Here is a 24,447-nt window from a genome sequence, read left to right on the forward strand (position 1 = left end):
AAAACTAATAATTTAAATGGATATCACGCAGAATGATCTCCATACCTGCTTTTATTTCTGCGGAAGGAACCATATAATTGTTATTCATAAAACTGAAGATGAGTATTTTGCCGCTTTTGGTTTTTAAATAGCCGCTTAAAGCATGTACGTTGCTAATTGTGCCGGTTTTGGCATAGATATAAGGCTCTTTGGCTTTATAAAAGTTCTTAATGGTGCCAGATTCACCTCCGGCAGGGAGCAGTTCAAAAAGCCTTTTTTGAGGCACCTCTTTAGAGATCTTTTCCAGGAGCTCTACCACTGTTTTAGGAGTGAATTTATTGTAGATGGACAAACCAGAGCCATCTACCCAGTTAATCTCCTGAGATAGATCCTGAAGGTGATTTTTCTTTATATAATTAATGGCTATATCCGTTTTAAGTGTGTCAGATATTTCTCTGGAACTCATAAGCAGTAGTTGCTCGGCGATAAAGTTGTCACTAACCTGCAGCATTCGCTTGTAAAGGCTGTCTGTAGGAATACTATACAACAGTTTGCTATTGCTGAAGTCTACTTTTTTAGGATCCAGTATTTTTACCGGTTTCTGAAGTGTGTCGGACAGTAGGGCGGTAACCAGATGTGGAGAATGAATAAAAGGAACAATTCGGCTTCTGTTTTCTGCTTCGGCGGGCTGCTGATAAAGGAATTTGTTTTGGTCGTGATCTCTCACAACTGTAAAGCTGCTTCCTGAGCTAAGAGAATCTTTTACGAGGTAACGATTGAAATACGCAGGTTTGGCAACGGGAACTGTATCTTCAGCTGAAGATGTGAAGGTGGCATAATTTCCGAAGAGAGGCATAGCTGCCCGTTCTACAGAATAGTAGTAGTTGTAATCATCCCACGACCAGCCGGGGCCAAAATGTTTTTCCTCATGTATAGGCGGCACGTAATAAAGGGTTTCATTTCTTTCTTTTAAGAAATCATAAACGGTAGTAGATTCCAGCTCGTCGTACAAAAAAGAAGGATCACCTGTCCCTCTAAAAATCAGGGAATCTTCCTTTACAATATACTCAAGGCCTACAGCGGAATCCCCTAAAATTTTTAATCCTGCATAGAAAGTAAACAGTTTGGTGTTTGAGGCCGGGGTGAAATATTTTTCGGAGTTGTGTTCAAAAACGACTTTTTTCTCAGCCGGATCATAAATATATATTCCGGAAAATCCTGTTTTAAAAGCCGGATATTCCTGCAATGTATTTTGTGCTTCCATAGTGAGCTTACGCGAGGAGGAGCAGGAGCTGAAGATTAAAACTATCAGAATAATTTGAAGAACAAGCTTCAAAAATGACATTTTTGAATGATTGTTTTTTCTCACTTGTAAGGGATTTTAAAAAGAAAATTCAAGTTAGCTTTTTTTTATTATCTAAAGGTTTTTAAGAAGAAAAGATTGAAACCTGAAAAAATTTAATAACTTTTCATCAATTATTAACTCAAAAACCAAACAAATGAGAAACAAAATTACACTGTTTTCATTCCTGATCGCTCTTTTGCAGTTCATGAATGTGCAGGCCCAGGAAAGGGTGATTTCGGGTACGGTAAGCAGTGCTCAAAGGAGTATGCCGATTCCCGGAGTAAACGTTATTATTGAAGGTACTAATAAAGGTACTGTGACAGACTTTGATGGGGATTTTTCTATTAAAGCAGAAACCGGAGATGTGCTTAGCTTCTCTTCTATTGGTTACCAAACTGTGAAACGTACTGTGGGCGAAAACGACCAGATTAATGTACAACTGGAAGCCGATCTCCAGGCCCTCGATGAGGTGGTGGTAACAGCCCTGGGGATTTCAAGGGATAAGAAATCCCTTGGATATGCCACGCAGGAAGTAGATGGGGAAGATCTAACAGTTGCAAAAGATCAAAATGTTATTGGAGCCCTGGGGGGAAGAGTTGCTGGAGTGCAGGTTACCGGATCATCGGGAGCAAGTATGGGGGGGACTCAAAAAATCAAAATTAGGGGAGTAAATTCTATAGGAGGAGGAGACCAGCCTTTAATAGTGATTGATGGTACGCCAATTTCAAATGCCAATTTTGCAGGGAGTGCAGGTGCCGATTATGGTAACCTGGGACAGGACGTGAACCCTGCCGATATTGAATCTGTGAATGTGTTAAAGGGTCCTGCAGCTTCAGCTTTATACGGAATTCGTGGACAGTATGGCGTTATTATGATCACCACAAAAAAAGGTGCGGCCGAAAAGTTTACGGTGCAGGCTAATTCCACTTTTTCAGTGCAGTCAACTTATGATTTTATGCCCTTACAGAACATGTATGGAGGAGGGTCTAGTTTAGATTTTAGAACACTTCCTAATGGAGATCCCTACGTAGATATATCTGTTGATGAAAGTTGGGGGCCTAGAATGGACGGGACAATGGTAAGGCAGGTCTTCAGTTTTTACCCTCAAGACCCTACCTATGGGCAATTAACTCCTTTTGTGCCTCATCCAGATAATATCAAAGATTTCTATGAAACCGGTTACACTTTTAATAATACTGTATCGGTTGCTGGTGGGGGAGAAAAGATCAACTTCAGAATTAGTCTGAATGATACAAAAATAGAAGGTGTAGAGCCAAATACACATTTAGATAGAAACAACCTTACTGTTCATGCCGATGCCGATGTAGTTGACAAAATAAATGTTTCAACCAATTTTACATTTGCCCGTAATGATGCGCAGCGCCCGGGACAGGGATCAGAGTTTGGGGCTAATTATCTCGTACAATGGTTTCAGCGTAATGTAGATATGAATAGATTGCGGGACTATCAGTATGAAGATGGAACTTATCTTCACTGGAATCTTAGCAGGCCAAGTTCTGAAACCGGAGAAGTTACTGATTTTGATCCTTTGTACTGGAATAATCCATTCTTTAATGCATACGAGAACCTTAGTCAGGATAACCGGGATAGGTTTTTTGGAGATGTGGGAATAACTTTTCAGGTATTGGAGAACCTTAGTTTGAGTGGACACATAAGAGGGGATCTTTATACCCAAAACATTCAGGAGCGTACTGCCTTTGGAGGTAAAAGCCTTCCATCTTTTTATATCGGAAAATTTCAGAACAAAGAATTTAACTATGAATTTCTTGCTCAATTTGATGAAGAGTGGGGAGATTTATCACTTAATGCCAGTTTGGGAGGAAATATCTGGAATAGGAACTACACCTATTTAACCATGGCAACCGTTGGGGGTCTTTCTTCACCGGGTTTTTATAATATTGATGCCTCGATAGATCGTCCTGAAACATCTAATTATCTTCTAAGAAAGCAGGTGAGGAGTTTGTTTGGTCTTGTTTCTTTAGGATACGCAGATACTTTTTTTGTAGATGCATCCTTGAGAAATGATAATTCTTCGGCCCTTCCTGAAGATAATAATTCCTATTGGTATCCTTCCATCTCTGGAAGTGTAATTTTTAGCGAATTTTTTGATTGGGACCCTTTAAGCTTTGCAAAGGTTAGGGCAAGTTATGCGCAGGCAGGATCTGATCTTTCTCCTTATGAAACAACAATGGGTTTTGGAGTGGGAACAGTGTATGAAGGTACTAATACTTTGTTTGTTCCAGATAACCTGAATAACCCAAATATAGAGCCGTCCTTTGCTCATTCATACGAGCTTGGGCTCGATTTAAGATTTTTCGACAGCAGGCTGGGAATTGATTTTACTTATTATGAACAAAAGAACAAGAACCAGATTATTAACCTTGATGTTTCAGGGGCCAGTGGTTATGGTTCCACTACAATCAACGCAGGTTTAATTGAAAATAAAGGTGTTGAGGTGGCGATAAATGCCAGGCCTATCGAAACTGGAAAATTCTTCTGGGACACCAATCTTAATTTCGCGAGTAACGAAAGTATGGTAGTAGAGCTGGCTCCTGGTATTGATGTGTATACTTACTCTTCCACAACTTACTCCAGTGTGACGAGCTACCTCAATTCTTATGAAGGGAAGCCTTTTGGAAGTCTTGTAGGTACAGCTTATCAAAGAGATGAAGCTACAGAGCAAATACTTTTAGGTGACGACAATATGCCGCTTTACACAGATGAAACCCATAATTTTGGGAGTGTGCTTCCAGATTTTACGGGAGGCTTCTCCAATACATTTAGTTATGGAAACTGGAGACTTTCAGGAATGATCGAGTTCCAGGGCGGCGGGCAGTTCTTTAGCCGGTCAAAAATGTTAGCGGTAAGAACCGGACAGGATCCCGTAACCGTTGCAATGAACGATAGAGGTGCAAATGTAAGGGATCCATTAGACCAGGGCGGTGGTGTAAAGGTAGAGGGAATTTCTGCTGCTACAGGTGAACCTGTAAGTGCTTATGTCAATGCCCGAAGCTATTACAGGAATGTATTGGGAAGACGAATCTACGAAGAGTGGCTTTTTGACGCTTCTTACGTAAAAATGAAAGAATTGAGGCTGGGATACAATCTTACCAAAGAGATCCTGGGCAATTTTCCTGTAGAGAGTGTACAATTAGCAGTGATTGCCCAAAATCCATTTATGATTTGGCAGGAAGCGCCAGAAGGTATTGACCCCTCTGCGATTTCTACGGGAGCCCAGTCAATTAGCTGGTACGAATCAGGTCAATTACCGTCAGTACGATCAATTGGCGTAGACGTAAACATTACTTTCTAAAAAACGAATTATGAAAAAATATATTATCATCTTATTATTTTGCAATCTTAGCTTGCTAGGATGTAACGAATTTGACGAAGATATTAATGTGAACCCAAACATACCGGGTGAAGCATCGGGAACACAATTAATTGCCAACGCCCAATTATATCTTCCATCTTTAAGTTCTTCCCCACAGGGAGAGTTTCTGGCCCAATACTTAGCAGAGACCCAGTACGTGGGGGTATCTTTGTACCCCGAAGGTTCCACAAACTTTTACTGGTTTTATGAGGGGCCGCTTATGAACCTTGAGACCGTTTTAAATTCTGAAGAAGATTTAAATGCTGCTGAAGGTCCGGTTGCTAACCAGCTTGCTGTGGCAAAAATTTTGAAAGCTTATTTTTACTGGAATCTAACCGATAGATGGGGTGATGTGCCTTACACTGAAGCTTTGCAGGGGAATAATAATTTCACCCCCGCATATGACACCCAGGAGTCTATTTATTCAAATTTTTTTGCGCTACTAAAAGAGGCCAATAATCAAATAGTCTCAGGTGATATTGATAATGACCTCGTCTATGGTGGCAATATGGAGAAATGGAAAAAGTTGGGTAATTCGCTAAGATTGTTAATGGCTCTTCGTCTTTCTGAAGTAGATCCTCAATGGGCGCAGGATGAGTTTAATGCTGCGATTTCCGATGGGGTGATGGACTCTAATGATGATAGCCTGGTCTTTAAACATTTAGCCGATGCTAACAATCAAAACTACTGGTATGATCAGGTAGTAGAAAGCAATCGGGAGTGGTGGGCTCTTACAGTTAACTTGGTTGAAGATATGAAACCGGTTGATGATCCGCGTCTTGAGGTGTATGGAAATCCTGCACGTGAAACCGGGGAGTTTATTGGTATGCCGTATGGTGAGACCGAAGCTATAGGGACTGAAGAATATTCACTGCTGGGGTCTGATATTACCGCCCAGGATGCTCCTGTTTATTTGGTAACCTACCCTCAGGTGTTGTTCGCTATTGCTGAAGCTGCGGAAAGAGACTGGATAACCGAAGATGCTGAAACTTACTATAACATGGCAATAGAAAAATCTGTTCTTCAGTGGACAGGTTCAACTGAAGGTGTAGAGGAGTTTATAAGTCAGCCAGAAGTTGCTTTTGATCCTGCAAATGCCATAGAGAGAATTTCAGAGCAACGTTGGATCCATTTATTTATGAATGGGTACGAAGCCTGGAGCGAATGGAGAAGAACAGGATTTCCCAATGATTTTGTTCAGCCCGAAGGACGTCCGGTGCCAACCCGACTTGCTTACCCCGATACCGAAGATTTCAACAACGCCGATAATTTTAATGAGGCTGTAGAACGACAATTTGGAGGGGAAGATTCTATTTATGGTACTGTATGGTGGGATGAATAAAAATCCATTCCCATAATTCTTAAAATCTCCCGATATTGTCGGGAGATTTTATTTTTTACATACTATGAGATACCCGTTCGTTCTTTTTGTTTCCCTTTTACTGCTTTCCTGTGGTACTGCCGGTACAAGTACTTCCCGAATTATAGATAAACCCATTGTTTTCAATGAAGAACGGGAGGAGCTAAGTTTGGCTTATATGAAAGATAGGTATGGTCTTGAAAAGGAAGATCCCACTATTGATCCTAAAATGATAGTACTTCACTGGACAGCTATTCCTACCCTCGAAAGATCTTTTGCAGCCTTTAAAGACCCTTACCTTCCCGGCAGCAGAACAGCAATTTCGGGGGCGAGTGACTTAAATGTGTCCACCCATTTTCTTGTTGACAGAGATGGAACCATTTATCGTCTAATGCCCGAAACCAAAATGGGGCGACATGTAATAGGATTAAACCACAGCAATAGGGGTGGAGAATGTTGGAGGTACTCCCGGGACGCCGCTAACTCAGGCTCAACTGGAAGCAAACATCTGGCTGGTAAGGTACCTGAAAACAAAATATGATATTGAGTACGTAATTGGTCATTACGAGTACACCAGGTTTGAAGATCACGAATTGTGGCTTGAAAAAGATGCCGATTACAGAACTCAGAAATCAGATCCGGGAGATGATTTTATGGAAAAGGTAAGGGCCGCTACTGCCGATCTTGCTTTTAAACCGGTTCCCGCACCTGCACCCGATAAAACCTTTTCTCTGGTTCGTGAAATTGTAGATCATTACCAGGATTATAAAGAACCAGGTTTTGAAGAAAGGCGTTTTAAGTATAATGATATCATGCCTGTCATTCAAAAATGGCAAAACGATGATTTGTTTGAAGTTAATCAGGTAGGTACGTCAATAGAAGGCAGAGACCTGTACTTGTTAAGTATCGGTTCAGGAGAAACTGATGTTTTTTTATGGTCGCAGATGCACGGTGATGAATCTACGGCAACTATGGCCATTTTTGACATTCTCAATTTTCTCGCACATGATTCCTTTCAGAAGGAAAAAGAAACAATGTTGAAGAAGGTGAAATTACATTTTCTGCCAATGCTCAATCCCGATGGGGCTGAGGTATTTCAGCGTAGAAACTCTTTAGGTATTGATGTTAATCGCGATGCTTTGCGTTTGCAATCACCTGAAGCAAAGACCTTAAAACGGGTTAGAGATAGCCTGGAAGCCGACTTTGGATTTAATCTTCATGATCAAAGCAGGTATTACAATACAGAGGGTTCAGAAAACCCGGCTACAATCTCATTTTTGGCACCTGCTTATAACTATGAGAAATCTATTAATGATGTTCGTGGAAATGCTATGAAACTTATTGTTCAAATGAATCAACTCCTGCAGGAATTTGCTCCGGGAAATGTGGGCAGGTACAATGATGATTTTGAACCACGGGCTTTTGGAGACAATATTCAGAAATGGGGGACCAGCACTATTTTGATAGAATCGGGCGGTTTTTCGGGAGATCCGGAAAAACAGGAAATTAGAAAATTGAACTTTCTAACAATTCTATCAGCCATCTTTTCTATTGCTGAAGAAGAATATGAGTCTATGGCTATTGCCGATTACAGCAAAATTCCTGAAAATGACAGCAAACTTTATGATCTCAAAATAAAGGGCTTGCAATATGCCCTTTTTGGAGAGCAATATATTCTTGACTTAGGAATAAATCATTCTGAAGTTTACACGCAAAATGAAAAGCAGCTTTTTTACAGAAGCTACATTGCTGATCAGGGAGATCTCTCAACAAATTTCGGGTATAATACACTGGATGCTTCAGGATTCGATTTTGAACCTGGGAAAATCTATGCCGAAGTTTTGCCCAATCTTGATGCTGTGGAAAAGTTGAATTTTTCAGATCTTCATTCAAAAGGCGTAGCTTATGTAAGGGTTCAAAACCTGCCAAAAGACAGAAGCTATTTTAATTATCCAATTGTAGTGGTAGGTGAAAATTTTAAAGTTTCAGAAGAAATAAAGGTGGGAATGAACCCAACTTTCTTCTTGACGAAAGCAGGAAAACCACATTATGCTGTCATTAATGGATTTGTTGTTCCTCTTGATGGAGAGGCTTCCAATTTTAGGAATGGGTTCATTATTCGGAATTAGGTTTTAAAGAATAAATCGGTTGCCGGAATAGATTGAATTTGGTTATCTAATGCCGGTTGCTAAATCCTGTTTTTATGTACCTTTGCCGCTTATGAAAGAACAGGAAATGAACGAGCTGGTGGAGCAGGGAAAGATGCTGCCGCTAATGGAAGAATTTTATACCATTCAGGGAGAAGGTTTTCACAAGGGAACTGCTGCTTACTTTATTCGTGTAGGCGGCTGCGATGTTGGTTGTCACTGGTGTGATGTTAAGGAAAGCTGGAATGCGAAGCTGCACCCTCCAACAGGAGTTGACACTATTGTTGGCAATGCTGTGAAACATAGTAAGACTGTGGTGGTCACGGGAGGGGAACCTCTTACCTGGAATATGGAGCCGCTTACCAGTAGTTTAAAGGAGAAAGGAGCAAAGATCCATATAGAGACTTCGGGAGCATACCCGGTGACTGGAACATGGGACTGGATTTGCCTTTCCCCGAAGAAAATCAAGCTACCCACTCCAGAGATCTACCAAATTGCAAATGAGCTGAAGGTGATAATTTTCAATAAACATGATTTTCAGTTTGCCGAGGAACAGGCGGCGCAGGTGAATGAGAATTGTATCCTTTATCTACAACCCGAATGGAGTAACCGTGAAAAGATGATGCCTCTAATTGTAGAATACGTAATGCAGAACCCCAGGTGGAAGGTGTCACTGCAAACACATAAATACCTGAACATCCCATAAAAAAACGCCCTTTCAAAAAGGGCGTTTTTAGATTATATTTTTCCTGTATTGTTGCTTCTTACTTTGGTTGCTTGAAGGGAATTTGTACATAGCGGTCATCCCAGCCAATAAACAAGTTTGCGCCATCGTTGGATTCTGCAAAGCTCATTGACAGTGCTTCAATGGGCACAGGTGATTTTCTTACAGGTACAGTGATACGGGCAACATCTTTTTCTACATGATAGTCGTATGCTCCCCAAATATTTGTGCTGTTATTAAGAATGATTGTCCATTCGTTTTCTTTTGGAATGGTAAAAAGCGTGTAAGTTCCTTTTTTGATGGTTTTGTTAGCTACCATGAGGTCCTGGTAAAGCGTGATTTCGGTGGCTTCATTGGCACCTGTTCTCCAAACTTCGCCAAAAGGAACCAATTTTCCGAAGACTTCACGATCACGGGTTTGAGGCCGGCTGTAAAGAACTCTGGCCATAGGTTCGTTGTTTTCTCCTCTAAATAAAGCGACATCCATAGGGCTCACATCAAGTTTTGAAAAGTTGGGCCCGTCATTATCTTTTAAAGTTTCCGTAGTGTCCTGAGCATATAATTGTGTGGTGAGTGACCCCGCCATAACTGCGAACATTATAAAATATTTCTTCATTTCCTGTGTTTTTGAATTATGGGTTAAATATAAACCATGCTGAATAATAATTAGTTAAGGTTTTCTTTAAATCGGGTTAAAAAGATGAGAAATTAAAATTCTCATTTCTGGCTTTTTAGGCTTCGTAATTTTGTCGTGTATAAGGGTGTGCTACAATTGTGAATAAATCTGTAAAATTTGGTTCAGGGGTAAATTACCGGAAAACACTTTTATCCAGAATTTTGAATGTAAAAATAAGGGAGGGAAGTGTTTGAGGTCCCTCTTCTCCAAACCGCTACAAGAGAGGATTTTTCCACATAAATTGTTGATAACTTCAAGGCTTTAACAATGAGGGTAGTGGTTTAACAGGCACGATTTTGGTATATTTGTTCGTTATAGAAATTGATAAAATTTTAACGAATTTAAATATGAGCGAAGAGGTTAAAAGAAGCAGTTATTCGGCTGACAGTATCCAGGCGCTGGAGGGGATGGAGCATGTGCGCATGCGTCCCTCCATGTACATTGGTGATACTGGGGTAAGAGGCTTGCATCACCTGGTGTATGAGGTGGTGGATAACTCTATTGATGAAGCGCTTGCCGGTCACTGTGATACCATTAGAGTAACCATAAACGAAGACAATTCTATTACTACAGAGGATAACGGTCGTGGTATTCCTGTAGATTTACATAAGAAAGAAGGTGTATCTGCACTTGAGGTTGTTATGACCAAGATTGGGGCAGGTGGGAAATTTGATAAAGATTCCTATAAAGTATCCGGTGGACTTCACGGGGTAGGGGTAAGTTGTGTGAACGCACTTTCAGACCAACTTAAAGCCACTGTTTACCGTGATGGAACTATCTGGGAGCAGGAATATGAAAAAGGTAAGCCTGTTTACCCGGTAAGATCGGTAGGAACTACCGATCTTAATGGTACTATCGTAACCTTTAAGCCCGATGCTACCATATTTCAGCAAACTACAGAGTACAGCTATGATACCCTTGCCAGCAGGATGCGTGAACTTGCCTTCCTCAACAAAGGGATCACAATTACGCTTACAGACCGTAGGGAAAAAGATGACAAGGGAGAGTTTATTTCTGAAGTTTTTCATTCCGAAGAAGGTCTAAAGGAATTTATAAAATTCCTTGATGGCACACGGGAGCCTATTATTAGCGAAGTAATTGCTATTGAAGGAGAGAAGAATGATATTCCGGTTGAGGTTGCGATGGTTTACAACACTTCCTTCAACGAAAATCTTCACTCATACGTTAACAACATCAATACCCACGAAGGAGGAACTCACCTTGCCGGTTTCAGAAGAGGGCTTACTACTACATTAAAAAAATACGCAGATGCTTCGGGACTACTCGATAAGCTGAAGTTTGAGATTTCGGGAGATGACTTCCGGGAAGGATTGACGGCAATTGTTTCAGTAAAAGTTTCAGAGCCTCAGTTTGAGGGTCAAACCAAGACCAAACTTGGGAACAGGGAAGTGACTGCTGCGGTTTCTCAGGCAGTTTCTGAAATGCTCGAAAATTACCTTGAAGAAAACCCGAATGATGCAAAAACCATTGTTCAAAAGGTGATCCTTGCAGCGCAGGCACGTCATGCGGCTAAGAAGGCCCGTGAAATGGTGCAGCGTAAAACCGTGATGAGCGGGGGTGGATTACCCGGTAAACTTTCAGATTGTGCTTCGCAAGATCCGCATGAGAGTGAGGTGTTCCTCGTAGAGGGAGACTCGGCGGGAGGAACGGCCAAGCAAGGTCGTGACCGTCATTTCCAGGCTATTTTGCCGCTAAGGGGTAAGATCCTTAACGTTGAAAAAGCAATGAGCCACAAGGTTTTTGAAAACGAAGAGATCAAGAACATCTATACAGCTCTGGGAGTTACTATTGGTACAGAAGAAGACAGTAAGGCACTGAATCTTACAAAGCTGAGGTACCACAAGATCGTGATCATGTGTGATGCCGATGTTGATGGTAGTCACATTGCTACATTGATTCTTACCTTCTTCTTTAGGTATATGAAAGAATTAATTGAAGCAGGCCACGTTTACATTGCTACGCCGCCACTTTACCTTATTAAGAAAGGAAGTAAAAAGCGTTACGCATGGAATAATAAGGAGCGTGATGAGATTGCCAATTCCTTTAGTGGAGGTGTGAGCGTTCAGCGTTACAAAGGTTTGGGGGAGATGAATGCAGAGCAATTGTGGGATACTACCATGAATCCTGAATTTAGAACTCTTCGCCAGGTGACCATTGACAACACTGGGGAAGCCGACAGGATCTTCTCTATGTTGATGGGAGATGAAGTGCCACCTCGTAGAGAATTTATTGAGAAGAATGCTGTTTATGCAAATATCGATGCTTAAACAAGCTTTAAATAATTTTAAAAAACCCTGCTTTTTAGCAGGGTTTTTTGTTTGGTGCAATCTGCTGAACAAGCTATACTTTTTTTGCTATTTTTACCTGATTACAAAATCCAATATTGTGAAAAAACTTTCCTATCTCTTTCTCCTTTTTCTTCTGCCATCTGCCTTAGTTGCTCAAACTGAAGATAATTCTCAGCTGTTTATTAACGATATGCTTGTGCTGGCCCAAAATTTTGCACAACCTGCTGCCGATGGAGCTTCCTACCAGGCCGGGGCCGGGTGGTTTAGTTCGGCTGCCGCCCTTGAAAAATGGGATTTTAGAGTGTCGGTGCATGGAAATGCCCTTTTTGTGCCCAATGATAAAAAATCGTTCAACCTTAGTAATAGCGATCTTGAATTGCTTGAAATGGAAGGAATCACTTCAGCTACTTTTCCTACAGCTTTTGGAGGTAGTACATCAGAATATTTTGTTGGAGATGTCACTTTTGAAAACCCGCTTACAGGTGGAGTGCTTACTGAAGCGGTTCGGTTCAAAGGAATTGATGGGATCAACAGAGATTATGTGCCTCATGCTTTTTTACAGGCATCTGTAGGAGTGTCTGCAGGTACAGAAATTACCGTACGTGCAATGCCTGAAGTTACCATTGATGGTGTTTCTGCCAGTACTTACGGTATAGGTGCAAAACATAGTCTTAGTCAGTATTTCAGAAATACATATGCCGAAGGTTTTCAGCTAGCTGTAGGGGCTTCTTACAGCAAGTTAAATGTAGATTATGAATTTGATCCCATTTCGGTTCAGAATTTCTTAACGATGAACCATATTGTTGTAGATGCTAATCTTTTTTTGGCTGAAGTTATAGGTTCCAAAAGATGGAATAATTTAGAAGTTTTTGCTGCAGCAGGAGTGATGAATTCCAATTTTGATTATGAAATGGGAGGAGACGGCATTGCGTTGCCTCGTGTAAACCAGGAACTTGGAGGGATAGAAGGAGGGCAAACCCAGTTTAAAGGTGATCTTGGTTTGAATCTTTATTTTAGCCGGTTTAGACTGAGTGCAATGATGACGGCAGGAGAATTTTTCAATGCTAATTTAGGTCTTTCGGTAGGTATATAATCACAGCTTTTTACGGCTTTTTTTGAGGGAAAAATCCTGTGAAATTCGTACTTTAGCAGGACTATTAATCAAACTAACTCACAATGAAAGTTACTATAGTAGGTGCCGGAGCTGTTGGAGCCAGCTGCGCGGAATATATCGCCATTAAAAATTTTGCTTCCGAAGTAGTTCTAATTGATATTAAAGAAGATTATGCCGAAGGTAAGGCCATGGATCTCATGCAAACTGCTTCCCTTCTTGGATTCGATACTAAAATTACCGGAAGTACAAATGACTATTCTAAAACAGCAAATTCAGACATTGCTGTAATTACCAGTGGAGTGCCACGTAAACCTGGGATGACCCGCGAAGAATTGATTGGGATCAATGCCGATATCGTAAAATCGGTATCTGAAAGCCTTTTAGAGCATTCTCCTAATGTGACTTTGATCGTGGTGAGTAATCCTATGGATACCATGACTTACCTGGTGCACAAAACCACTAAACTTCCGAAGAACAAAATTATAGGAATGGGTGGAGCTTTAGATAGCGCCCGTTTCAAATACAGAATTAGTGAAGCTCTTGACTGCCCTTCGTCAGATGTTGACGGGATGGTAATTGGAGGTCACAGTGATACTGGAATGGTGCCTTTAACAAGACTTGCCACCCGTAACTCTGTACCTGTGTCAGAATTCCTTTCTGAAGATCGCATCAACCAGATTTCTGAAGATACTAAGGTAGGAGGAGCAACTCTTACTAAAATGCTTGGCACCAGTGCCTGGTATGCACCAGGAGCTGCTGTTTCTTCACTTGTACAGGCAATTGCCTGTGACCAGAAGAAAATGTTCCCTTGTTCTGCCCTTTTAGAAGGGGAATATGGGCTTAACGATCTTTGTATTGGAGTACCTGTGATTCTTGGTAAAGATGGGATCGAGAAAATTGTTGAAGTAGAACTTGACGAGGCAGAAAAAGCTAAACTTAAAGAAAGTGCTTCAGGGGTTTCAAAAACCAACGATCTTCTTGAGGTGAAATAATCAGGATCAAATAAATTTTTTAAAGAAGCTTCTCAAAAGTGCCATTTTTGAGGGGAACTTTCATCGCAACAGTGAATTGGCGTGATGAAACCTCCCATTGTAAGGTGCTCTTGGAAAGCTTCTTTTTTTGGTTTTAAAAGTTAATTTTTTCAAAAAATATAATTGGGATTTCTATCTTGAAAACCTATATTTGTCCGTTTTTAAAAAATGAACATAAATTAAAGAATAATGCAGAACAAGGGAATAATCAAGGTATTTGCAATTTTGTTTGCCCTGGTATGTATCTACCAGTTGTCTTTCACCTTTATTGCTGGCAACATTGAGGGAGATGCCGAAGAATTTGCACAGCAGGAAGTCCCCGAGAGTGTAGATGGTTACATTACAGCGCGGGAAAGAGCAGAACAAAGGTATCTTGATTCCATTGGGAATGAAGAGGTTTTTCTTGGAATCACCTACAATTCGGCTAAGGAAAAAGAGCTTAACAAAGGGCTTGACTTAAAAGGAGGTATTAACGTAATTCTCCAAATTTCGGTTAAAGATATCCTTCGGGAATTAGCCAATAACAGTAAAGATCCTGCTTTTAACCAGGCGCTGTTAAGAGCAGACGAAGCTCAAAAAACAAGTCAGGAGAACTATCTTGACCTTTTCTTTGAAGCTTTTGAAGAGATTCCGGATGCACGCCTTGCTTCTCCCGATATTTTTGCAAATAGAAATCTTAGCGATGAGATCAATTTTGAAATGACTAATGAGGAAGTAAAGCCTATAATTAGAAGAAAAATTGATGAGTCTATTGTTTCGGCGTTTGAAGTGCTTAGAAAACGTATCGATAAATTCGGGGTTACTCAACCCAATATTCAGCGTCTTGGATCTTCAGGAAGAATTCTTGTTGAATTACCGGGAGCTAAAGAAATTCAACGTGTACAGGACCTTTTACAGAGTACAGCTCAGTTAGAGTTCTGGCATGTTTATAAGAGCAATGAATTCCAAAACTTCTTTGTGCAGGCAAATAACCTGCTTAAGCAAATCGAAGTTGAGGAAACTGCAGAGACTGCAGAAGCCGATGTAGATACTGCACAGGCCGGGCAGGATGAGATCGATGCTCTTTTAGAATCGGCTAGTGATACTGCACAGGTAGCTGAACAAAACAATCCTTTATTTGACTTAATGGCTTCTCCTGGTTTCCAAGGGGGGCCGGTACTGGCTACATTTAATATCGCAGATACTGCAAAAGTAAGACAGTATCTTAATATGCCGCAGGTGCGCAACCTTCTTGAAGGCGAGCAGCGGTACACAAAGTTTGTATGGGGAATCACCGATGAGGATGATGCAGTTGCCGCTCTTTATGCCTTGAAAGGAAACAGGCAAAATGAGCCGCCACTTTCGGGAAGTGTGATTACCGATGCTACCCAGGCTTACGATCAGGTAGGTAGAGTTGCAGTAACTATGCAAATGAACGGAAAAGGAGCCAAGACCTGGGAAGAAATGACAGGTTACGCTTTTGAGAACCAAAGTCAAATAGCTATCGTTCTTGATAACGTAGTGTATTCGGCTCCGGGAGTTTCTACCGGCCCAATTTCAGGTGGTAGAAGTGAGATCACAGGAGATTTTTCTATTACCGAAGGGCAGGATTTAGCAAACGTATTGCGTGCGGGTAAACTGCCTGCTTCTGCAGATATTGTACAGAGCGAAATCGTAGGTCCGTCACTTGGGCAGGAAGCTATTGATAGCGGTATCATGTCATTCGCTATTGCTTTAATTCTTGTATTGTTATGGATGATCTTCTACTACGGAAAAGCCGGTATCTTCGCCGATATCGCTCTTGTAGTAAACATCCTGTTCATTTTTGGTGTACTTGCAGGCCTTGGAGCGGTACTTACATTACCTGGTATTGCCGGTATCGTGCTTACCATTGGTATGTCGGTAGATGCGAATGTGCTTATCTTTGAACGTATTCGGGAAGAATATGCGAAAGGGAAGGTTCAAAAAGATGCCATTAGAGATGGTTTTAGCAATGCACTTTCTTCAATTCTTGATGCAAACATTACAACCGGTCTTACGGCATTGATCCTCTTGGTTCTTGGAACAGGACCTATCAAAGGTTTCGCCACAACTTTATTAATAGGTATTGCAACTTCACTTTTCACAGCGATCTTTATTACAAGATTGTTCATTGACAACTATGCCAAGAATCCAAATAAGAGTCTTGAATTCTCTACAGGGGTTACTAAAAACCTTTTCTCTGGCTTGAGCATTAAGTTCCTGCAAAAGAGAAAAACCTTCTATGTGGTTTCAGGAATATTCCTTCTTGTGAGTTTAGGTTCTCTTTTCACTCAGGGATTGAACCAGGGTGTTGATTTTGTTGGAGGAAGAAGTTATACAGTAAGATTTGATAAGGCTGTAAATCCAACCGAACTTGAGGATGAGCTTGTGACCGAATTTGGAAGTGCCAGCGCCAAGACCTTTGGAGCAGCAAACCAGATCAAGATCACAACAAAATATAAGGTAGAAGAAGAAGGCAGTGAGGTAGATGAAGAAATTACTCAAAAGCTTTTTGCTGCTGTGCAGTCTTACCTTCCTGAAGGAACAACTTACGAAGACTTTACCGTTGGAGGTGAAGGGGAAAGAGAGATTGGTATCATGCAGTCTATTAAAGTAGGTCCTTCTATAGCAGATGATATTAAGCAGGCCTCTATTTGGGCGGTACTAGGATCTCTTTTAGTGATCTTCCTGTACATCCTCTTGAGGTTTAGAAAATATCAGTTCTCTTTGGGGGCTGTGGTTGCAGTTATTCACGATGTCCTTATAGTATTGGGGGTATTCTCCCTTACTTATAAGTTCATGCCTTTCAACATGGAGATCGACCAGGCGTTTATTGCTGCGATCCTTACGGTGGTAGGTTACTCGCTTAACGATACCGTGGTAATCTTTGACAGGATCAGGGAGTTCTTCAATGAACATCCTTCCTGGACCAAGAAAGATGCAATCAATGCAGCGATCAACAGTACGGTTAGTCGTACAATAAACACCTCTTTAACTACACTTGTAGTACTTCTTGCGATCTTCATCTTTGGAGGGGAAAGCATTAGAGGATTCATGTTTGCTCTTATTGTAGGTGTGATAGTGGGTACATACTCTTCTATCTTTATTGCAACTCCTATTACTTACGATACCTTTAATAAGGAGACTAAGAAAAGAAAGCTTAAACAAAAAGAAACGGTGGAGTAAGAGCCACAAGCATATTATATAAAAAGAGCCTTTCTTCGGAAAGGCTCTTTTTTTTGCCATTTTTGAGAGGGTGGGTATAGTTGTTCAGGTTTTTCTCATGCTTTTTAAAATATCTTTTCTTCTGAAGGTTCAAAGAAGTTACACGCTTTCGCTGATGTCACTGAAAAGCCTTTTTCTCTCAGATAAATTAAATACTCCTGCTGAAGTAAAAGCTAAAGGGTGTTACCGATATTATTTTATGCTGAAAAGGCGCTCCTAAAGCCATAATTCTGTTGCTGAAGGTGAGAGTAAAGCATTAATTCTGTTGCTGAAGGTGAAGTGAAGCAGGGATGAATTTCTTGTCTATGGACTACCCAAAAATGTCATTTTTGACTACCGGTAAAATCAGGGAATAAAGATGATTTCCGTCCTCTTTTCTGCTCTGGGGTGAGTCGGGGATAAAAAGGAGGAAAATTAATTGAGCCGGGGATTGGACAGGGTAAAAGAAAATACTCTTCAAAAATACCATTTTTGAAGAGTATTTTTGAAGTTAATCTCTGTTTAAGATAAGACTGTCGCCCACAGCCAGGTTCCATTGGTCTGAGAGTCCTGCATTGACCTCCAGGACATATTGAGCCGGCTTTTCTGAAGGGATTGTCTCCAGGCTTTTTGGTGGGGCGTTCTTCTTAATGCTTACCACTTTATTATTTGCATCGAGAAAGATGAGATCAAGCGGAATATTCGTGTTTTTCATGTAAAATCCACGTGGGGCTTCATCTTCAAAGATAAAGATCATTCCCTGGTCGTCTTCCATAGAAGTACGGTACATGAGACCGGTTTCCCGCTGGTAATCGTCATCGGCGATTTCCAATTGCAAGTGCTGGATGGTGTCACCTGTTTCTTTTGTGAGGTAAGCTTCAGCCTCTTTCGTAAAAGTAATAGGTTCGGCGATATCCTGCTGTACGGGTTCTTTGTTGTCCTTGCAGCTCAGCAACACGCTTGTAGCAAGAAAAATGCTGAAAAAAGTGCTTTTCCTTATCATTTTACGCGACTTTTAGTCGAGGGTCTGTACATGAAGTAGAAACCGGCAATGATAAACGGAACGCTCAGCCATTGACCTGTATTCAATACCCAGTTCACCCTTTCGCCTACTTGCGGTTCTTTCACGAATTCTACAAAGAATCGGACAGACCATAGCAGTACTAAGAAAAGTCCAAAAATATAACCCAGTTTTTCCCTTTTAAGGGTTTTCCAGTAAGTGAACCAAAGTATGAGAAACACCACAAGGTAGCAGGCTGCTTCGTAAAGCTGGGCTGGATGCCTTGCAAAATCCTCACCCAGTTTTGTGAAAACCACTCCAAAATCGCTGTTTGTAGGTTTTCCTATAATTTCAGAATTCATGAAGTTACCAATCCGTACAAAAATACCTCCACAAGCTACAGGAATAACAATCCTGTCAAGGATCCAAAGAACCGGCTTATGCAATATATTGCGGCAGTACAGGTACATGGCGGTGATGATACCTATTGCCGCCCCGTGACTTGCAAGCCCTCTAAAACCGGTGAATTCAAACTCAGGTTCAAATCTTACGGGTAGAAATATTTCAAGAAGGTGGTTTTGAAAATAGTCCCAGTCATAGAAAATAACATGTCCCAGCCTGGCGCCAATAAGAGTGGCAAGTACGGTGTAAATAAAAAGTGAATCCAGTTTTTCAATAGCAATTCCCTCTCTTTCGTAAATGCTCTTCATAAGGTACCAGCCTATGGTGAAGGCAACAACGAACATTAAACTGTAGTAGTGAATGACGAAAAATCCCAGATCAATTCCTTCGGAAGGATTCCAGTAGATTTTATTGAAAAGCATGAAATTGTTTTATTGTTGGAAGGTAAAGATACATATTTGGCGCCTTTCCTGATTATTTTTCCTCCTGAAGTTTCTTTGGAACAGGATCATATCCCTGTCCTCCCCACGGATTGCAACTGGCAATTCGTTTTATGGAGAGCCAGCTTCCTTTTAGAGCACCGTGCTGTTGCAGGGCTTCAACAGTATACTGGGAACAGGTAGGCGTGTAGCGACAGCTTGCAGGCGTGAGTGGCGAGATGAATCTTTGGTAGGTCCTCACCAAACCTATAAGCGGATATGTAAGCCACTTTCTCACAAGAATTTTTGTTATTCTATGGTAAAGCTGGTGCCGTCTTTGCCATCCTTCAGCTGAATCCCAATCTCCAGGAGTTCATCCCTTATCTTATCGCTGGTAGCAAAATCTTTGTTAGCTCTGGCCTCTGCTCTTAATTTAATGAGCAGTTCTACTGTGCCTGAAAGTTTATTTCCGAAGTCATTATCGGCAGCTTCAGCAGTATCTACAAGTCCGAGAACGTCAAAAATGAAGTCGGATATTGTCTTTTTTAGCACCTCGAGGTCTTCAGCTGTAATCTTAGCTTTTCCGTCTTTAATGATGTTGATCTGCTTTACAGCTTCAAAAAGTTGCGCAATGAGAATGGGACTATTAAAATCGTCATTCATAGCATCATAACACTTCTGTCTCCATTCAGCTACATCAAAGTCGGAAGTTGCTGCGGTTTCCAGATGATCAAGTGCATGATAGGCATCCATCAATCGCTGAAAACCTTTTTCACTGGCCACAAGAGCTTCGTTTGAGAAATCGAGTATGCTGCGGTAGTTTGCCTGCAACATAAAGAACCGTGCTACTGTAGGTGCAAATCCTTTTTCGAGATTGGGATTGTCTCCTGTAAAGATCTCATTGGGAAGGATGTTATTACCTGTGCTTTTAGCCATTTTCTTCCCGTTAAGGGTAAGCATATTGGCATGCATCCAGTAATTTACCGGGGTCTTTCCTGTAGCGGCTTCTCCCTGTGCAATCTCACATTCATGATGCGGAAATTTCAGATCCATTCCGCCGCCGTGAATGTCAAACTCCTCTCCCAGATATTTTGAGCTCATCACGGTACATTCCAGGTGCCAGCCTGGGAAACCATCGCTCCATGGCGAAGGCCAGCGCATGATGTGTTGAGGTTCGGCTTTTTTCCAGAGCGCAAAATCCTGCGGATTCCTTTTATCGCTTTGTGCAGCCAGCTCCCGGGTATTGGGGATCATGTCTTCCAGCTTTCTTCCGCTTAATTTGCCATAGTCATGAGATTCGTTGAATTTGATGACATCAAAGTAAACAGAACCGTTAGCTTCGTATGCATAGCCTTTTTCAAGGATCTCCTTGATAATCTCTATCTGCTCAACAATATGGCCGGTTGCGGTAGGCTCAATGCTTGGTGGGAGGTTGTTGAACTTCTGCAGAATATTGTGAAAATCTACAGTGTATCGCTGCACAACTTCCATAGGCTCAATTTGCTCAAGGCGTGCTTTTTTAGCGATCCTGTCTTCCCCTGAGTCGGCGTCATTTTCTAAATGCCCGGCATCGGTAATATTTCGTACATACCGCACTTTGTAGCCCAGGTGTTTTAGGTATCTAAAAACAAGATCAAAGGAGATAAATGTGCGGCAATTGCCAAGATGCACATTGCTGTAAACCGTAGGGCCGCAAACATACATGCCCACGGTACCTTCATTGATAGGTTTAAAAACTTCTTTTTCTCCCGATATTGAGTTGTAGATCTTTAATTCCTGCTGCTGGTAAAGTGCCATAAAAAATGTACAGATTTAGAATTCGGTTTCCAGATTGATGTAGTCTAAAAAGTCGCGTCTTGCTTCGGGATCTTTGAATCTTCCGCCGTATTCGCTGGTAACGGTACTGCTTTCGATATCCCTGATTCCGCGGCTGTTTACACAAAGGTGCTTGGCATCAATCACGCAGGCAACATCTTCGGTGCCCAATACTTCCTGGAGCTCCTTTACAATTTGCATGGTCAATCTCTCCTGTACCTGTGGGCGCTTGGCGTAATAATCTACAATGCGGTTCATTTTTGAAAGCCCTACAACGGTACCGTTGGAAATATATCCTACGTGTGCTCGTCCTACTATTGGCAGCAGGTGGTGCTCACAGGTAGAGTAGAGGGTGATGTTCTTTTCTACCAACATCTCCCCGTATTTATACTTGTTTTGAAAGGTTGAAGCCTTTGGTTTCAATTGAGGGTGCAACCCGCCAAATACTTCTTTAACAAACATCTTGGCTACCCTTTTTGGAGTTCCTTTAAGGCTATCATCGGTAAGATCAAGGCCCAGGGTGTCCAGGATGCTCTGTACGTCTTTTTGGATGCGTTCAATCTTTTCCTCATCACTTATTTCAAAGGCATCTTTACGCATAGGAGTGTCTGTATTGGGGCTTACAAAAGCATCTCCCATTTCATCAATAGCCTCGTCTATATTGTCTTTTTTCATAATTCTATATAAAGTAGCGTCTAAAACACTTGGTAAGTAAGCTTGCAAAGATACATATTTAAACCCTTTTTTGGAAGTCTGTTGCAGCAAGTTCAATGGCTGAAATAGTATAAAAAATAAAAACAGCCCGAAGGCTGTTTTCTATATTAAAAACCTATGTGCTACAAGCCAAAACCTATGGTGAGCACATAATTTGAATTGTCTCTTGAAATTCCCATTCTGTCTGTTAATCCTGCCTGATATAATTTTGGGTTTGTTTTGCGTGAAGAATGATCGTAAGCGAAGTCAATTTTGATACTTCCAAAGCTGTATCCAATCCCGGCCGAATAACCTTCAAGGTCTCCCATGGGTAGTTCATTTGCATAAGGAGTTTCTTCAAACCTGTATCCGCCTCTAAGGCTCCAATTCTGAATTCTGTACTCACCTCCAAGTCTAAATTTTGAAGCCCCTCCCAATTCATTGGAGATGATATTGTTTTGTTCCATAAAAGCAGGGTCATCTGTAGGTTTGAATTTTGTGGTAGAGTAGTCCTTATAGGTGTAATCAAAACTAATAAGTGCCGATGCACCAAAAAGATAAGCCAAACTTCCCGTGTAGCTGGCAGGAGTTTGCAACTTATAATCGGGGTAAATGTTGACGATATTAGGTTCTACATAATCAATGTCGGTCTCGATATACTGGCTTGTTTCTTCAGAAATTGTGTACCAGGTAGGAGATTCATAGGCTAATCCGGCCCTTACATTGTTTCCTATCTTGGCGAGAGCCCCTAATTGCAGGCTAAAGCCAGATCCTAATGTATTTAATTGATCTTCGAAATATACATACTCATCGGGTGCCTGTAGATTTTCTTCATCAATAGAAGTCATTCTTTCATAGTTGATGAAGTGGGAGTTCAGGTTAATTCCCAGGTACAGAAAATCCTGGTATTGAGAAGCGAAATTGAAGCTCAGTTTCCCATTTAGTCCCGTTGCGGTATAGTTGTAAATTTGATCGTATGTTCCCGGAGATAAGATACTGCTGTAAGAGTCGAGTTCCAGAAAAGCAGGATCTGATTCTGGAAGGTTGTTTGGGTTATCTACGCCAATCACTCCGCCCCAAAGGCCTAAATAGGCCTGTTGAGCTCCAAACCCTAAAGTCTCTCCCAGCCTGGCATATGCCTCGCCGTCAGATTCATTTCTGTAAGGGATAAGGTATTCAACGGGAGTGCCATTGGCATAAGCCAGAAAGTACTGGTCTATTGAATGGGGGTTATTTCCCCTGGCCGAATAGGTGTTATTGAAACTTGAAGATTTATTGAAATTAAAACCGAGGGAAAACTTTTTCCAGTTTGCGTTCTCATTTCTATTGTTAAAGATAAAAACGGCTCCGGCCTGCCCAAGATCAACATTAGAATCGGAACTGGAATTATAGCCGTTCATAAAGCTTACGTCACTGTTGCTGTTCTCTACGTTGAGACTAATCGAGGCGAAACTTGAGAGGAATACTGCTGAACCGGCAGGATTCACATTAAGAGAGGAGAGATCGCCTCCCAGGGCGCCAAAAGCACCACTCATGGCCCGATATCGTGCTGTTCCGTTAAGATCTGTTGTAGAATATCTTACAGCATCTGTTATATTTTGAGCCTCCACAGTCATGGAAATCATGGCTGTGAAGGCAAAAATTAATCTTTTCATTTATGAAGTGTTTTAGGGGAATTATCTACCGCCGCCACGTGACCTGCTTGATGATGAACTGGCTCGAGGTGCCGAAGAGGATCTTACTGTTGAAGAAGATCTTACTGATGGCGTAGAAGACCGGTAAGAACTGTTGTTGCTTCTTGAAGAACGACTTGTTCTCACTGCAGGTCTTGAATCTGATGAAGTGTTACTTCTTACAGCAGGTGTAGACCTGCGTTGGGTTGCACTTCTATAGCTTCTTTCAGATGAATCGCTGCTACGACTTACTGTAGATCTTGTTCTGGTAGAACGGGTTTGATAAGTTCTGTCATTATTAGATCTCGTTGCGGCAGCTCTCACGTTACGGGTGTTGGAATATCCCTGAATTCTGGAAACACGGCTTTCTGAGGCTTCGGTATTCCGGTAGCGATTAGAATAGCTGTCTCTGCGCCCTGCATTATAAGCCACTTCACGTGTGTTATAAGAACGGTAGTGGTTATAATATCCGCCGTAAGGATAGTATGGGGAGTATCTGTGGCCGTAACCATAATATCCACCCCAGCCGTAACCCCAGCCAATGTTCCATCTCCATGAGGGGTAGGCGTAAGAATGTCCGAAGTAAAATGGATCATAAAAGCCGTAGCAATAGTAACGGGGTCCCAAGAATGGATCATATAATCCGGCATAATGCGGATAACCAAATCCGTAACCATAGTGGTATGGGCTGTAAAACGGATAGTTGTTGTAAATGTTTACTGCGATCTCATCGGGGTCAGTTCCCCATGCGGCACGTCCGGGTTCATATTCCAAACCTTCGGCTCCAAACATATTTTCATCATATTGACCCGATGAATATGTTTCTACATCAGTAAAAATTGCTCCATTTTCAGGAACAGCTTCAAACTGTGCGGCTTTTTCTCCAAAGAGGTTTTTATAATAAAGGGCGTCTTCGTAAGATTCCTCGTAATCATTAGCAGTATACGCCTCTTCATTATCTGAGGAGTTGTAAATGCCGTCGTTGTCATAGCCGGCATACTGATAAGAACTACAGGAAGCTAAAAAAAACAGAGCGCCTAGTGCTGTAAAAAGGCTTCTCACGTTTAAAAGCTTGTAGTATCGTTTCATGACGTTGAATAATTTATTGAACAAAGATAAAAATAGTTAGTTTTGCGCTAACTTTATTTCACTAACAAGGTAC

Annotated in this window: 17 protein-coding genes and 1 pseudogene; 9 read left to right on the forward strand and 9 right to left on the reverse strand. The window is 41.4% G+C overall.

What is annotated here, in order from left to right; genetic code table 11:
* Positions 1-4: 4 nt before the first annotated feature.
* Positions 5-1,324: a D-alanyl-D-alanine carboxypeptidase/D-alanyl-D-alanine-endopeptidase gene (gene dacB / locus VS868_RS10375; RefSeq protein WP_345597281.1), complete on the reverse strand. Its 1,320-nt coding sequence runs from the start codon at positions 1,322-1,324 to the stop codon at positions 5-7.
* A 154-nt stretch (positions 1,325-1,478) separates the two neighbouring features.
* Between dacB and VS868_RS10380 the strand changes: the two genes are divergently transcribed.
* The 5 genes and pseudogenes from VS868_RS10380 to VS868_RS10400 all read left to right on the forward strand — a co-directional run bounded on the left by VS868_RS10380 (position 1,479) and on the right by VS868_RS10400 (position 8,931).
* Positions 1,479-4,658 carry a SusC/RagA family TonB-linked outer membrane protein gene (locus VS868_RS10380; RefSeq protein WP_345597283.1) on the forward strand — a complete coding sequence of 1,060 codons (3,180 nt, stop codon included), beginning with the start codon at positions 1,479-1,481 and terminating at the stop codon, positions 4,656-4,658.
* Positions 4,659-4,668: 10 nt separating this feature from the next.
* Positions 4,669-6,060, forward strand: coding sequence for a SusD/RagB family nutrient-binding outer membrane lipoprotein (locus VS868_RS10385; RefSeq protein WP_345597285.1), 1,392 nt, complete (start codon positions 4,669-4,671; stop codon positions 6,058-6,060).
* A gap of 247 nt (positions 6,061-6,307) precedes the next feature.
* Positions 6,308-6,662, forward strand: a pseudogene (locus VS868_RS10390) (peptidoglycan recognition family protein); the annotation flags it as partial.
* Positions 6,663-6,890: 228 nt separating this feature from the next.
* The gene (locus tag VS868_RS10395; protein ID WP_345599829.1) at positions 6,891-8,207 is read left to right on the forward strand and encodes a M14 family zinc carboxypeptidase; all 1,317 of its coding nucleotides are present in this window, start codon (positions 6,891-6,893) and stop codon (positions 8,205-8,207) included.
* Between the two features lie 91 nt (positions 8,208-8,298).
* Positions 8,299-8,931 carry a 7-carboxy-7-deazaguanine synthase QueE gene (locus VS868_RS10400; protein ID WP_345597287.1) on the forward strand — a complete coding sequence of 211 codons (633 nt, stop codon included), beginning with the start codon at positions 8,299-8,301 and terminating at the stop codon, positions 8,929-8,931.
* Positions 8,932-8,989: 58 nt separating this feature from the next.
* On the opposite strand, the gene VS868_RS10405 is transcribed toward VS868_RS10400, so the two are convergent.
* On the reverse strand, positions 8,990-9,565 hold the full coding sequence (locus VS868_RS10405; protein ID WP_266071079.1) for a DUF2911 domain-containing protein: 576 nt from the start codon (positions 9,563-9,565) through the stop codon (positions 8,990-8,992).
* A gap of 407 nt (positions 9,566-9,972) precedes the next feature.
* On the opposite strand from VS868_RS10405, the gene gyrB reads away from it, so the two are divergent.
* From gyrB to secDF, 4 genes are all read left to right on the forward strand, one after another.
* On the forward strand, positions 9,973-11,913 hold the full coding sequence (gene gyrB, locus VS868_RS10410; RefSeq protein ID WP_345597291.1) for a DNA topoisomerase (ATP-hydrolyzing) subunit B: 1,941 nt from the start codon (positions 9,973-9,975) through the stop codon (positions 11,911-11,913).
* Positions 11,914-12,031: 118 nt separating this feature from the next.
* Positions 12,032-13,027, forward strand: coding sequence for a DUF6588 family protein (locus VS868_RS10415; protein ID WP_266071077.1), 996 nt, complete (start codon positions 12,032-12,034; stop codon positions 13,025-13,027).
* 83 nt (positions 13,028-13,110) lie between these two features.
* The gene (mdh, locus tag VS868_RS10420) at positions 13,111-14,040 is read left to right on the forward strand and encodes a malate dehydrogenase (RefSeq protein ID WP_266071076.1); all 930 of its coding nucleotides are present in this window, start codon (positions 13,111-13,113) and stop codon (positions 14,038-14,040) included.
* A 228-nt stretch (positions 14,041-14,268) separates the two neighbouring features.
* Positions 14,269-17,265, forward strand: coding sequence for a protein translocase subunit SecDF (gene secDF / locus VS868_RS10425; RefSeq protein ID WP_345597294.1), 2,997 nt, complete (start codon positions 14,269-14,271; stop codon positions 17,263-17,265).
* A gap of 529 nt (positions 17,266-17,794) precedes the next feature.
* Here secDF and VS868_RS10430 read toward each other — a convergent pair.
* The 7 genes from VS868_RS10430 to VS868_RS10460 all read right to left on the reverse strand — a co-directional run bounded on the left by VS868_RS10430 (position 17,795) and on the right by VS868_RS10460 (position 24,374).
* A complete protein-coding gene (locus tag VS868_RS10430; protein ID WP_345597296.1) occupies positions 17,795-18,286 on the reverse strand; it encodes a DUF192 domain-containing protein in 492 nt (163 codons plus the stop codon).
* Positions 18,283-19,107 carry a prolipoprotein diacylglyceryl transferase gene (gene lgt / locus VS868_RS10435; protein ID WP_266071072.1) on the reverse strand — a complete coding sequence of 275 codons (825 nt, stop codon included), beginning with the start codon at positions 19,105-19,107 and terminating at the stop codon, positions 18,283-18,285. The genes VS868_RS10430 and lgt overlap by 4 nt, the downstream gene beginning before the upstream one ends.
* Before the next feature lie 52 nt (positions 19,108-19,159).
* On the reverse strand, positions 19,160-19,402 hold the full coding sequence (yidD, locus tag VS868_RS10440) for a membrane protein insertion efficiency factor YidD (RefSeq protein WP_266071071.1): 243 nt from the start codon (positions 19,400-19,402) through the stop codon (positions 19,160-19,162).
* 11 nt (positions 19,403-19,413) lie between these two features.
* Positions 19,414-20,901 carry a cysteine--tRNA ligase gene (cysS, locus tag VS868_RS10445; protein ID WP_266071070.1) on the reverse strand — a complete coding sequence of 496 codons (1,488 nt, stop codon included), beginning with the start codon at positions 20,899-20,901 and terminating at the stop codon, positions 19,414-19,416.
* A 15-nt stretch (positions 20,902-20,916) separates the two neighbouring features.
* Positions 20,917-21,594, reverse strand: a complete 678-nt coding sequence (gene folE / locus VS868_RS10450; RefSeq protein ID WP_266071069.1) for a GTP cyclohydrolase I FolE — start codon at positions 21,592-21,594, stop codon at positions 20,917-20,919.
* 161 nt (positions 21,595-21,755) lie between these two features.
* A complete protein-coding gene (locus VS868_RS10455; RefSeq protein WP_345597300.1) occupies positions 21,756-23,267 on the reverse strand; it encodes a transporter in 1,512 nt (503 codons plus the stop codon).
* Between the two features lie 21 nt (positions 23,268-23,288).
* Entirely contained in the window at positions 23,289-24,374 is a 1,086-nt protein-coding gene (locus VS868_RS10460; protein ID WP_345597302.1) for a hypothetical protein, read from the reverse strand.
* Positions 24,375-24,447 lie beyond the last annotated feature (73 nt).

The sequence above is a fragment of the Salinimicrobium sp. 3283s genome, assembly GCF_039602225.1.
GTDB lineage: Bacteria > Bacteroidota > Bacteroidia > Flavobacteriales > Flavobacteriaceae > Salinimicrobium > Salinimicrobium profundisediminis.

What these genes read in the sequence shown, in the direction of transcription:
- gyrB (WP_345597291.1), top strand. Translation starts at nt 9,973, where the DNA reads ATGAGCGAAGAGGTTAAAAGAAGCAGTTATTCGGCTGACAGTATCCAG.
- VS868_RS10385 (WP_345597285.1), top strand. Translation starts at nt 4,669, where the DNA reads ATGAAAAAATATATTATCATCTTATTATTTTGCAATCTTAGCTTGCTA.
- VS868_RS10395 (WP_345599829.1), top strand. Translation starts at nt 6,891, where the DNA reads ATGCCTGTCATTCAAAAATGGCAAAACGATGATTTGTTTGAAGTTAAT.
- VS868_RS10460 (WP_345597302.1), bottom strand. Translation starts at nt 24,374, where the DNA reads ATGAAACGATACTACAAGCTTTTAAACGTGAGAAGCCTTTTTACAGCA.
- lgt (WP_266071072.1), bottom strand. Translation starts at nt 19,107, where the DNA reads ATGCTTTTCAATAAAATCTACTGGAATCCTTCCGAAGGAATTGATCTG.
- folE (WP_266071069.1), bottom strand. Translation starts at nt 21,594, where the DNA reads ATGAAAAAAGACAATATAGACGAGGCTATTGATGAAATGGGAGATGCT.
- VS868_RS10455 (WP_345597300.1), bottom strand. Translation starts at nt 23,267, where the DNA reads ATGAAAAGATTAATTTTTGCCTTCACAGCCATGATTTCCATGACTGTG.
- cysS (WP_266071070.1), bottom strand. Translation starts at nt 20,901, where the DNA reads ATGGCACTTTACCAGCAGCAGGAATTAAAGATCTACAACTCAATATCG.
- mdh (WP_266071076.1), top strand. Translation starts at nt 13,111, where the DNA reads ATGAAAGTTACTATAGTAGGTGCCGGAGCTGTTGGAGCCAGCTGCGCG.
- VS868_RS10380 (WP_345597283.1), top strand. Translation starts at nt 1,479, where the DNA reads ATGAGAAACAAAATTACACTGTTTTCATTCCTGATCGCTCTTTTGCAG.
- VS868_RS10430 (WP_345597296.1), bottom strand. Translation starts at nt 18,286, where the DNA reads ATGATAAGGAAAAGCACTTTTTTCAGCATTTTTCTTGCTACAAGCGTG.
- VS868_RS10405 (WP_266071079.1), bottom strand. Translation starts at nt 9,565, where the DNA reads ATGAAGAAATATTTTATAATGTTCGCAGTTATGGCGGGGTCACTCACC.
- secDF (WP_345597294.1), top strand. Translation starts at nt 14,269, where the DNA reads ATGCAGAACAAGGGAATAATCAAGGTATTTGCAATTTTGTTTGCCCTG.
- dacB (WP_345597281.1), bottom strand. Translation starts at nt 1,324, where the DNA reads ATGTCATTTTTGAAGCTTGTTCTTCAAATTATTCTGATAGTTTTAATC.
- VS868_RS10400 (WP_345597287.1), top strand. Translation starts at nt 8,299, where the DNA reads ATGAAAGAACAGGAAATGAACGAGCTGGTGGAGCAGGGAAAGATGCTG.